The organism is Bacillus sp. LNXM12-1 (genome assembly GCF_003004375.1).
Lineage (GTDB): Bacteria > Bacillota > Bacilli > Bacillales > Bacillaceae > Bacillus.
In genome coordinates, this window is sequence record NZ_PVWX01000003.1 from 283,863 (window position 1) to 296,244 (window position 12,382).

The window sequence follows — 12,382 nt, forward strand, 5'->3', positions numbered from 1 at the left end:
ATGCCAGCAATTGTCGGACCCATTTACATTAACTCTATTTCTGGAGGCGTCGTAAACGTCGGTGACTCATTCTACCTGTCGCCTAAAAGTTCGTCAAAATCTGCTTTAGGCTCTGGAGCGGGAAATACCGGAGATTTCTTGATATTAAATAATGGCATCAGCGCCACCAACTATGTGGATCCTGACTTAAATGATCAGAATATGGTAGGCAATGCATAAAGCAGCTCCTCTACAGTCATTTCATTTAGAGGAGCGCTTTTTATGCTTATTTTTTTCTGCGTTGTCTCGATTTTTTTGTTTTAACCAGCTTGCTTGCCGGCTGTTTTCGAATCCATTTGATGTACGAAGCAAGCTTTTCATCCTGCCTTAGTGCATCAAGTGTGTTCAAGCGTGCGGCAAGCTCCTGGTTTGTAAAGAGTGCATGCACTTGTTTATGGCAGGGGATACACAGGAAGGCAGTCGCTAAAAAAGCCCCACCTTCTTCTCTTGGTGTTAAGTGGTGTTCTGTGAGCAGGACATTTTGTCTTCCGCACAGCTCACATAATCCAATGGTTTGCTTTGCCACCCTGTCATCACCTCAACAATTACATTAATTCCATTGAGACCGTTGTCCCTTTCCCGCTTGGATCTGCTGGATGGACAATCAGTTTCTTCGGCAGTCTCATTTTCAATTCTTCCACGTGGCTAATCACACCAACTGCTAAATTGTGAGACTGCAGTTTCTCTAATGCGGTAATGACCGTATCAAGCAAGTCTTGATCGAGCGTACCGAATCCTTCATCAAGGAAAAAGAATTGCAGCGGGAATTCACCTCTCAGCTGAATTTGTGCAGAAAGAGCAAGGGCAAGCGCCAGCGATGTCAGGAAGGTTTCCCCGCCGGACAAGCTGGACACAGGACGCCTGACACCACCATTTGCATCATCACGCATAACAAAGCCGCCTTCTGAGTCGACCTCAATCGCATATCTTTGTCTCGTCAACATACCCAAGCGGGCGGATGCATCACGACTGACACTTTCCAGCTGTTCTTCTGCTAAAAATTCAACAAACGTATTCCCTTTAAAAACGGTTTGCAGTTTATCGAGGCGATCAATTTCTTGCTGCAGTGCTTCCAAGCGTTCGTGAATACTTGCAAAGCGCTGATGATTTTCTTCAATCACACGCAGGTGTTCATGTGCGGACCCACTCATTGCTGTCGCTTCTTCCAATGCTTTTTCAGCTGCATCTTTTCTGTGCTGAATGTCAGTCCACTGCTTTTCATCCAGTGACTCTTCTTTCAGTAATTCAGAAATTCGCTTTAAGTTTGCGGCACATTCCTTTCTTTTATCCTCAAATTCCTCCATTTCCTGTTTGACCGATTGACGTACTGCCTGTTCCATTGAAGCAGACTCAATTTCCTGCGGCATATGAAAAGGAGAGGATTCTGTTTCTTTTTCCCATGCTGCTTCTGCTTCTTGTTTTCGCCGGTTCGCCTCTTGAAGCTGACGCTCACTGCTTGAAAAATGGCTTTGCGCCTCACTAAACAACTGCTGCGCGTGCTGCAATTGCTTGTACGATTGCTGTTCTTTTTCATTAAGAAGAGCAAGAGTATGTTCAACCTCAATAAGTTCATCAGAAATAGAGGCAGCTTTTAATGGATATCGGCCTAAATCTGTTTCATATTGATGGATAAGCTGATGCTGACTTTCTAGCTGATGCGCTAGTTTATCAAGTTCTTTCTCGACATTGTATATCGCTGTCTGCAGCTGCTCTTTTGCTAGCTGTTTTTCTTCCAAAAACGAAATGCTTTTCTCAATACGTTCTTTATAGCCTTCCGCTTGTTGGTCCTTTTCATCGATTTGCTTTTGCAGCTCTTGTACTTGATTCAATGTAAAATGAGGGAAGGCCTGTTCAAATTGAGTCGTTTGCTCTGAAAGCTCAGATTGAAGCTCTTTGATCAGCACCTCTAATTCTTCGATGCGCTGCTGTTCAAAAGTCATTTGCTCTTTCATCTTGCTCATCTCTGCTGCTTGATTATGCGTTTCATCCATTAAACGAGCTCGTTTACGTTCAACTTCTTGAATATCCTGCTTTATGCCTCTCCATTCTTGCATCAGATCCTGCAAAGACTGCGGATTTTGTACGGTTTCTACTGCTGCAGCTACTTCTGCTCCCGGGGCTTTCTGAGATAAGAAAGCGAATTGTTTCACTAATTGATTGGCATTCGTTTCGAGGAGCTGCTTTGCGGCATACATGTCTCTCGCATACTCCTCTGCCTGCTTGAGCTCTTTGTCCATCCGTTGAATGACTTCATCGACTTGTGCCACGGTTTCTTTATGGTCATTGGATTCCAAAGCCTTTGGATCATGATGAATTGATCCACAAACCGGACATGGCTCACCATCTACTAGCTCTGCCGCTAATTCTTTTCTTAATTCAGCCGCCCTTACAACATCACGCTGTTTTAATTTTTCGAGCTTCTGATGTTGTTCTTTTTTACTCCATTCTGTTAGAGCTCGTTCGAATTCACATACATAAAAATAGAGGTGTTCAATTGCTTGAAACGATTGGTCTATTTTTTCATGATGGTCGTTTTGCTGTTTTTGAAGCTTTTCATATGCTTCTGAAGTCTGTGAGGCTCGCTTTTTGAGCTCCTCCAGCTTTTGCTTTTCTTTTTGAATGCTGCGGTTTATTCTTTCAACATTTTCACTTAAACGTAAAGCATCCTGTACACTTTTCCGTTCTTTTACTGAGACTTGTAACTGCTCCAGCTCATGCTTCAGCTGTGTTTGTTTCGTCAGTGCACGCTCTAATAGAGATTGAAGATTGTCCGCTTCTTTTTTCTTTTGTATGAATTGCTGCGTTTTTTCATTTTTTTGCTGTTCTATTCCTGTCTTTTCCTGAAAAGCTGTCTCTTTTTTTCGTTCAATTTCCTTTAGATGAATCAGCTGCTCTTTCTTTTGGAGAAGTTCTGGCTCAGTCTCTATTTTCTTTTGCCGGGCTTGCTCATACTCATGCGTCATTTGATCATAGATCGTTCGTTGATGCAGCAGCTGCTTTTCTGCTTCCTGCTTCTCCTTTGATGCTTGAGAAAGCTGTTTTTCAGCCTTTGTTAATGCATCCGCATAGGGCTTTAGCGCCTCTGCCTGCTCTGCGATATTGAGCTTGGCCTTTTTCTCTTCCATTGATGGTGCCAGTAGATTCAGTTTGTTTTGTTCAGTCTCATAAGCTTCTTGTTCCTTTTGATACTGCCAGATCGCTTGCGCCTTTGTAAAAGCAGTGAACGCTTCGTCCCGCGCTTGTTTTTTCTCATGAAAAATGGCTTTTGCCTGCTCTGCTGCTTCCTTTGCTTTTGCCAGCGCCTCTGGGCCAGCTTCCCCTAAACCATTCAGTTCAGCCAGCAGTTCATTTTTTTGCCCATATTGATTCTGAGCTTTTGCACGCAAACGCTTGACGAGCTGATCCCCATACTTTTCCAAGTTAAACAACCGCTGAAGCATTTGACGTCTGTCTGCCCCTTTTAGGGAGAGAAATTCTGCAAATTTCCCTTGAGGTAAGACAACCGCTCGCGTAAAATCATCAATGGTTAATCCGAGTAATTCTTCTACTTTACGATTGACCTCACTCGCTTTATCTGCGAGAACGGTCTGCGTATCACCGATTTCAATCAGACGGCATAATGTCGTTCTGACTTTCATTTCATCCGCTCGTTTGAAAGCACGTTCAACTTTATAAGAAATATGGTGTTCCTTTTGCAAAGCAAATGTAAAGGAAACCGACAGCTTTTCTTCCGCTTGGTTCAAAATACCATGTGTATTATTTAACGCACGTTCCACTTTGCCATAGAGTGCCAGGGTCATGGCGTCTAATATGGACGACTTTCCACTTCCTGTCGGTCCAAATATGCCAAACACACCTGCACCACATAATGAGCTAAAGTCAATTGTTTGTTCTTCTCTGAAGCTATGAAGTCCTTTAATGGTCAGCGTAATCGGCTTCAAGTCGCTTCCTCCTCTTGCATTTCATTGGCTAGCTCTAAAAACAGTTTGACTGTTTTTTCATCGGGTAGACCGCCACCTGTCTGGCGCTCATAAAATTTCACGAACCGCTCTTCGATCGAGAGCTTTTCCACTTGCTTTTGCTCTTCTATTTGCTGTAGTTCTTTGAACTTTGGTCGAATGTGAACAAACCCACTATGCTGCTTACGGAGCTGATGAATCTCTTCAATAGAGAGCTGGTCTGTTAAATGAATCTCTAAATCAATCCACGCCTGAAGATCACGTTTTTCATCCAGCCACTCGTGCACTTGACTCAGTCCCTCAGTCGCCTTCCATTTCACAAGTGGTTTTCCGCTTGATAAAAACACTTCTTTCCAGCTTGCCTTTTCATTAGGTTTTGCCTCTACAATTGTGACTGATTTGGCATAGCCTGATTCAGAAAAGCTATAAGCAAGAGGTGATCCAGAATACCGGGCAATCGTTTTGGCACGTTTGATCGTTTGCGGGCGGTGCAAATGACCAAGTGCAACATAGCAAGCTGCTTCTGGCAGGCTTTCAGCCGCAACGGTATATGCGCCGCCTACTTCAATCGGTCTTTCTGAATCTGTTTGACTTCCTCCTGCCACATAAATGTGGCTTGTTGCAATATTAACTGTATCCGGCTGGAATTGAGTACTTAAATGTTGAAACGCTTGTTGAATTTTTAAATTGTAATGATCACGAAGCACTTTCTCTTCAAATGTTTCAGCCAGCACCTCATTTAGTCTAGCCTCAGACGGATAAGCGAGTGCTGCAATGGATAAACGTTCACTCGAAGAAGGAACATCGACACGGATGATGTCATTTGTCGGATATCCAATTAAATGAATACCCTGATCATTTGTTAAAGGAGATGCGGCTGATAAGCGATCCGGATTATCGTGATTGCCTGAGATGACCACTACCTGCCGTTTTCCTTTATCAGATAAGGCAGATAGACTTTCATAAAAAAGCTGCTCTGCTCTAGCAGGCGGATTCACTGTATCAAAGGCATCACCGGCCATCACAATGACATCAATGTGTTCGTCTTTCACGATTTGATACAGTTCATCTAAAAACTGTGCTTGCTCATCAAGCCGGCTTCGACCTTCAAGGGTTTTCCCTAAATGCCAATCCGCTGTATGCAGAATCCTCATGTGATTCACCTCTCATTCCGATACATTTATAAAGAGATTTCTAAATTCCCATCGAAGAAATAGAGAATTTTCTCCTCTAATGTTCTGTTTGTCAAACGCTCTACTGCTTTTGCATATAACGCTATTTGGGTTTCATAGCGCTTTTTCAAGATAGGTTCAGCAGCGTCAAGTCCACCTGTATATCTGCCTTGCACTCTATCCGTTTTATAATCTAGTAAAAATAGCTTTCCATCTGTTTCAAATAAACAGTCAATCATTCCTTGAATCAGAACAGGCTCTCCCTCAGTATCAATATGACTGTATACCTCTTTAACAGGTAACACCATACTAAATGATACCTCTCGTTTTACCCAGTCCGCTTTCAGCAGTTTTTGACCAATTGAAGTAGAGAAGAAAGCAGCAATTCCTTCTTGATCAATTGACTGGACTTGCTCATCTGTTAGCAAGTCTCGCTGCTGTAAGGATTTGAGCAGGTGCCTTATACGTGATTCATCATAGGGCTCCTCAGAAGGAAGCGTGATATGCTGCATGACTGTATGCATTGCGGTGCCTTGTTCTGCGGCAGTGAGTGTTTTTTTCTTCATGAAAGCCGGCCGGTCATACAATGTTGCACGAGCTTTTCGAATAGAAGAAGGAACACTGTACTCATCCTGTATTTCTTTCATCCTTTTTATCTCGGAAACAGACTGCTTTGTGCCGACTTGCGAGGCCGCTAGATATGGATATTTCCATGAAAGTCTCTCTGCCACCTTCTCATCAGCATCACCATATCCTTCAACAGGCAGACCATCCATCAATGCTTGTACTACCTCGTCTTGCTGCTTCTTTTCAAGTGACATATCTTCCTTTAGAAGATCAGAAGCTTGCGTAAATGAGATAGTGAATGTAGACGGATGCGAAAGAACAACATCGCCTGTTTCTTCTAAAACAGATGACATCGCTTGATGACGGATAAGGGCAGGGCCAATAAAATCTAAGTATGTTTTCGATTGATAACGTTCAAAATCAGGGAGCAGCCACTCTTCTCCAGTCGCGGCATTTTGCCATTTGCTTAATGCTTTCACCTGATTTTTGACAGAGCCGACCAGAAATAATTTTTCCTTAGCCCTTGTGAGCGCCACATATAAGACCCTCAGCTCTTCAGATAATAACTCTTTTCTCATCTTTTTTTTCATCGCCACAAGCGGTAATGTCGCATAACTAATTCTCAGCTCTGGATGGATATACTTGCTTCCAAAGCCTAGCTCTTTATCAAGTAAGTAGGACTGGTTTAAATCCATCATATTAAAGTTCCTGCCGAGTCCTGCAGTAAAGACGACTGGAAATTCTAATCCTTTACTGCTGTGGATCGTCATCATGCGCACAACGTCCTCTGTTTCACTGAACGTTTTTGCCGCACCAAGATCATCTCCACGCTCCTGCATTCTTTCAATAAAACGAAGGAATCGAAATAGCCCTCTAAAGGCAGCTTTTTCATATTGCTTGGCTCGATCATAAAGGGCACGAAGATTCGCCTGCCGCTGCTTACCTCCAGGCATCCCGCCAACATAATCAAGATACTGCGTATCTCGGTATACTTCCCAAATTAATTCTGCCACCGAATGATTGATGGAGAAATCACGCCACTTACGCAGCAATTGGAAAAATCGCTCTAATTTTTTGCATGTAGGGTGATCAGAATGCGTCACACTCATGAATGCCTTTACAGCATCATAATAAGTGCCTTTTTTATCACTCGTTCGAATAAGTGCCATTTCATTTTCATCTAAATGAACAATAGGTGATCTTAAAACAGCTGCAAGCGGAATATCCTGATACGGATTATCGATGACTTTTAACAAAGAAAGAATGACAGACACCTCTGTTGCTTCAAAATAACCAGAGGAAAGATTCGCATATACTGGGATTCCCTGCTTCTTTAATTCTTCCATCATTTGCGGGGCCCACGGCATAGACCGAAGCAAAATGACAATGTCACGATACTGCAAGTTACGGGTCATTTGCTGTTTTGCATCGTACACTTGAAATGGCTGCTCCACCAATTCTCTTATTTTTTTAGCAATGATTCTCGCTTCAAATTGGACGGTCTCAAGTTCTTCTCGCTCTTCGCCGGTTTCTGCTTCCTGCTGATCTAAGTGGACAAGGAGCATTTCTGTCGTTGTATCTTTGCTTTCTGGATAACTCGCTCCAAGCTTTAATTCAGCTTGTTCATCATATTCAATTTCTCCAACTGTTTCCCCCATCAGCTGCTTGAACAAAAAGTTCGTACTATCTAAAACATCTGAACGGCTTCGGAAGTTTTTATTTAAATCAATTCTCTTCCCTGTTTCTTTGCCGTCTGGTTGAAAGTGTTTATATTTGTTTAAAAAGAGCATGGGCTCAGCCAGTCTAAAACGATAAATGGACTGCTTTACATCACCAACCATAAACAGATTGCCCTCTGCAGAATGTTCCCCTTTAGACACAAGCTTTAAAATCGTTTCTTGTACGAGGTTTGTATCCTGGTATTCATCAACGAGCACTTCTTCAAACTGCTGTTGATAGTACTTGGCAGCTTCTGTTTCGATCAAATGTCCTTCTGCATCCTGCTCCGCTAAAATGCGTAAGCAATAGTGCTCTAAATCCGAAAAGTCGACAATTGACTTTTCCTGCTTCGCTCTCTCGAAACGCTCACCAAATTGGATCACAAGATCTACAAGCGTCTCCACAACTGGCTTCATTTCAGCTAAGCTTTTTAAATGCTGGGCAGGACTGCGCATAAAGTATTCATCTTTTAGCTTTTCTAGTTGTTTTTTTGCTTGATTACGTGCATCTGTGGCCTTTTCTAACAAAACAGGGTCATATTCATCCCCTTTGCACGTTTTGAGCCTTTTAAAATTGACGTTCGGCAAAAGCTCGTAAAGCTCCTCAAAATCATCTTGATGACAGATTAATTCATTGACTTGCTCTAAATCATCTATAAAATTCTCTGCTCTCGGTGCTGGGCCGTCCGGCTCTTTTGATAGCGAAAGAGCTCGTTCAAGCAGCTCCTGGCAGCTCCGGAGAACGAGAGAAAGATCTTCTTTGATATATGGATAAAACGGTAATTCTTCTACTTTTGTTTGTGCATCTACATCATAAAGTGAAAGGAATGCCCTCATCCATTGCTCAGGTAAAGGATGAGACCTAGAAAACTCATAAATTCTCTTCACAAGCCATTGCAAATCTAAGTCATGGCGGTCAGAAGTGTAACGATCAACCAGTTCAAAGAATGATGGCTTTCCAGCCTTATATTCATCCTCGAACAGTTCATCTAACACTTCATCTCCTAATAATTCTCCTTCTGTTTGATCTGCCAAACGAAAGCCTGGGTCAAGATCAATTTCATAGTAAAAGGTGCGCAAAACCTGCAAGCAAAAGGAGTGCAAGGTAGAAATATTGGCACGATTCATGAGGGACAGCTGCCTTCTCATATGAAGGGACCCAGGGTTTTTGGCTAATTCTTTTTCAAGTGCTTCTGTAATCCGATGCTTCATCTCTGCCGCAGATGCATTTGTGAAAGTCACAACGAGCAGACGGTCCACATCAACTGGATGTTCAGGCCGGGTCATTTTTCGAATCAGCCGTTCAACCAAAACAGCTGTTTTTCCTGACCCTGCCGCCGCCGCAACCAAGATATCTTGTCCTTCTGAAACGATGGCTTCCCATTGGTCATCCGTCCACGTACTGTTATTCGGTTTTGGTATTTGCATACTGATCCCCTTCTTTTTTGATCCGGTCTATCACAACATCATCTTTCTCAGAGGTGAGCACCCTAAAATCATTATCCTCTATTGATTCATCGAATTGGCAAATAGACTTGAATGAACAAAAGCGGCAAGGTGTTTGATCCTTCAATTTATATGGATTAATTGCGACCTCTCCATTTGTAATTCTTTCGCCTGCTTCTTCAAATGTGCGCCGAACGTGTTGTGTGAGTATATGGAAATGATCTTCACTTAAAACTGCAGAGTCAGAACGGAAAGACCCATCCTTTTTCAAGCCGGCTTGAATGACTTGTGATCTACCTGAATCAAGCGTTTGATCCATGAGTTTTACTGCTTCTACATCTTCAAGCAATAAACCCTTCATTTTAAATTTCTTGAATATTTCCTGCTCAATGTCATCCTCCGCAAGCGGAATAGGTGCTTGAATGAGCGGATCATGGATATGGAAATATAAAATGCCAGCAGGCGTCGCTTCAACCCCGAGCCACTCTTTCGAATACGTAATGGTCAGGTCTAAGTAAGTGAGCATTTGCAAGGCCAGCCCATAGTATACTTCTGCTAAGTCAAGACCTTTCTCACTGGATTTGTAGTCGACTATTCTCAAGAGCAGCCCTTTTGAACCTTCTGCTTTATCTACCCGGTCAATTCTTCCGACAAGCTCCATCGTGCAGCCATTCTTTAATTGAAAAGTAAACGGCGGCAATGGCCCTTGCCCCCCAAAACCTAACTCTAGCCCTACTGGAGAAAATCCACTCACTTTGGCATGTTCACTTAATATAGAAGAGACTCGAATCAAGATTTTCTGGAGCTTTTCTTTAATATAAGCATGCCGATTAGAGCTTAATAGAATTTCCTTTTGAAGACGCGGAGCAAGCTGTTCAATCGCATGTTTTGAATAAGTGACACAATCTTCCTTCGTTAGGTTTTTCCAATCCTTTTTTTGTTCAACAAGCGTATCTGAAATATGTTTTAAAGCCGAGTGGAACAACTGGCCGATATCAGGTGCTTCCAATTTGTAAAATTGTCGATCCTTTAGTTTTAACCCATGGGAAGCAAAGTGAGAAAATGCACACGCATTGAATTTCTCCATTCTTGAAACACTGCCCTGAATATGATCACCATAAAGCTCTTTTGTGACATTAGGCTTTAATGGCTTCGCTCGATTTGTAAAAAACAAACTTGACATGATGTTTTTTGATACATCCCGATGAGGAGATGTCATTAAGTAGTTATAGACACTCCACCATACACCACTAATGGGATATTGATTGAGCCATTGCTGCAACTGTGAAACGGTATACGATAACGAAACATGCTCATTCGCTACAAATTTTAATTGCTCCTCGTCATCCAGTTGTTCTGGATCTAACACATAAAGAGCCTGCTGGTGATTTGGCATAAGCTCTTGGCAATACTTGATAAGTGTCGAAGGCAAAAGAGAACGTCCTTCTGCATCAGCAGCCGAATAGGATAGATACAAATGACGTGATGGACTCGATAACGCTTGGTAAATTAAAAATTGCTCATCTAGCAGCCGTTCCTTTCCTGTCTCTGCCAGCTCTGCTCCTGCTCGTTTTAACCATTCACGGTCATCCTCAGACAATACACTCTCATCAGAGGGGCGTGCGGGAATAACGCCATCATTTACACCAACGATAAACGTACACTTCACTTGATACATTCTCGATAAATCCATACTTCCAATAAATACTTGGTCGAGTGAAGGCGGAATCAAAGCGAATTTTAGAGAAGCTAATCCTGTATCCATCATTTGTTGGAATAAAGGAAATGAGAGCTCTTCTTCACCTAGCATTTCAACAAATTCATCCATTAATTGAATAACCGCATCCCATACTTGTCCGTGCTGCATTGCTTCAGCTAATCTACCTGCTTCTTCAGCCTCAAGCCTCGCTTTTTCAAGCTTATCTGGTACTTGTATCTCTTCTAAAAAGACATAGACAGCCTCTACCATGTCTCTTACCTTTTGCGCTTTTTTGAGCCTTTTCTGCAACTGGTAAAGCGGGGGCACGATCCATTCTTTGACGTCATTTAGCATTTGTTCCATTTCAATTTCTTGATCTGTTTGTCCAAAATCCTCATCTAATGATTGGAAGCGCCTGTAATGAAACCGGGAACCGTTTGTCCAGCGTTCTCCTTTTACACCATAAGCAATACAATAGTTTTCGAGCTGATCTGCCTGCTCTCTCGCTTTGTTCTTAGCGAGTTCAAGCGGAAATAAGAACTCTGTTTTCACGCAGCGAAATACCGCTTCATACCGCCAGTTTCCCTTTATGACATCCAAGCTCGAACGAATCAATTCAATGAGCGGATGATACTGCATCGATTCATTTCCATCAATAAAAAAAGGAATATCGCAATCTCGAAAAACCTCTTTTAATGTATCTTTATAGTCGTCTACATGTCGTGCAACAATCGAGATATCTCTCAATCTAAGTCCTTTTTCTCTCACTAAATCAAGTATATCTCTGGCTACACCCTCAATTTCAGCTCGTTTATTTGCACTTTTAGACACTGTGAGATGAGGGGTGTTTTCCTGATATGGCTGCACTGGTCTCTGCTCATATTGGTGTTCTAAATAAGCAAGATCTGGTGTATAAATGTGCCGTTTATTTCTTTCCAAAACGTTTTCAGAAATGTCAGCTCCGCACTCTCTAGCAAGCTGATAGAGCTGGAAATACGTTTTCCCTGTCATACGAAATAAATCAAGTTCATTTGGCTGCCTATCATGATAGGAGCGATCCACTGTGAAAGCAGCAGTTATTTTTGCTGCATGCAGCAGGAGCTGTTCAATGACAAGAAGTTGCTGCGGTGTAAATTGATAAAAACCATCTATATAAATGTGTGCTCCTTTTATTTCTTCAGATGAAGGAATTTGCTGCGTGAGAAGTGTCAAATAGTCTTCTGAGTGCACATATTCATCTTGTAAATGCTGCTCCATCTGCTGATAAAGAACATGCAGATCATGCAATTTTTCGGCTGCCCGTCTTTCTTCTGTATACTCTGAATACATGCTCGACATTGAAATTTTTTCAATATCCTCCGGCAACATACAATACCTTTTGAATTCAGCCATCGTCTTTTCAATTTGCTCCACAAATCCCGGCTTATCACTCGCTTTTTTGAACACTTTAAACTTTTCTTTCTGCTCTTCAATCACTTTTCTTAAAAGCATTTGAATTCCTGTGCTTGTCACAAATTGCCGGTTCGCTCCGCCAGTCTGCTGTAAAATAGACCAAGCAAGACGTGTGAAACTAAATACTTTGGCCCTGATCATTCCGCCAGCTTCAGACGTTTTTGCAAGCTCATATTCCATTAAAAATGTCATTTGATCCGGGACTAAAAAAATGATTGGCGGACCCAACGGATCAAGCCGAAGCTGTTCTTTGATTTCCTTTAAGATTGCAGTCGTTTTTCCACTCCCCGATCTGCCTGCTAAAAACTGAATCTCCACGTTCCACAACAC

At 42.3% G+C, this 12,382-nt stretch carries 6 protein-coding genes; 1 reads left to right on the forward strand and 5 read right to left on the reverse strand.

All coding sequences use genetic code 11. The annotated features are described in order from the left end of the window. Positions 1 to 219 carry a spore germination protein gene (locus C6Y07_RS13825; RefSeq protein ID WP_003211468.1) on the forward strand — a complete coding sequence of 73 codons (219 nt, stop codon included), beginning with the start codon at positions 1 to 3 and terminating at the stop codon, positions 217 to 219. A 46-nt stretch (positions 220 to 265) separates the two neighbouring features. Here the strand turns inward: C6Y07_RS13825 and C6Y07_RS13830 are convergent, their stop codons facing one another. From C6Y07_RS13830 to addB, 5 genes are read right to left on the reverse strand one after another with little or no spacing between them, the layout of a single operon-like run. Beyond that, on the reverse strand, positions 266 to 565 hold the full coding sequence (locus tag C6Y07_RS13830) for a hypothetical protein (protein ID WP_060595954.1): 300 nt from the start codon (positions 563 to 565) through the stop codon (positions 266 to 268). A 19-nt stretch (positions 566 to 584) separates the two neighbouring features. Next, entirely contained in the window at positions 585 to 3,980 is a 3,396-nt protein-coding gene (gene sbcC, locus C6Y07_RS13835) for an exonuclease subunit SbcC (protein WP_066031068.1), read from the reverse strand. Continuing rightward, positions 3,977 to 5,152: an exonuclease subunit SbcD gene (sbcD, locus tag C6Y07_RS13840; RefSeq protein ID WP_060595952.1), complete on the reverse strand. Its 1,176-nt coding sequence runs from the start codon at positions 5,150 to 5,152 to the stop codon at positions 3,977 to 3,979. Before sbcD ends, sbcC begins: the two co-directional genes overlap by 4 nt. Positions 5,153 to 5,178: 26 nt before the next feature. After that, a complete protein-coding gene (gene addA / locus C6Y07_RS13845; RefSeq protein WP_066031069.1) occupies positions 5,179 to 8,883 on the reverse strand; it encodes a helicase-exonuclease AddAB subunit AddA in 3,705 nt (1,234 codons plus the stop codon). Continuing rightward, the gene (gene addB / locus C6Y07_RS13850) at positions 8,861 to 12,370 is read right to left on the reverse strand and encodes a helicase-exonuclease AddAB subunit AddB (protein ID WP_106031475.1); all 3,510 of its coding nucleotides are present in this window, start codon (positions 12,368 to 12,370) and stop codon (positions 8,861 to 8,863) included. The genes addA and addB overlap by 23 nt, the downstream gene beginning before the upstream one ends. Positions 12,371 to 12,382: the final 12 nt, after the last annotated feature.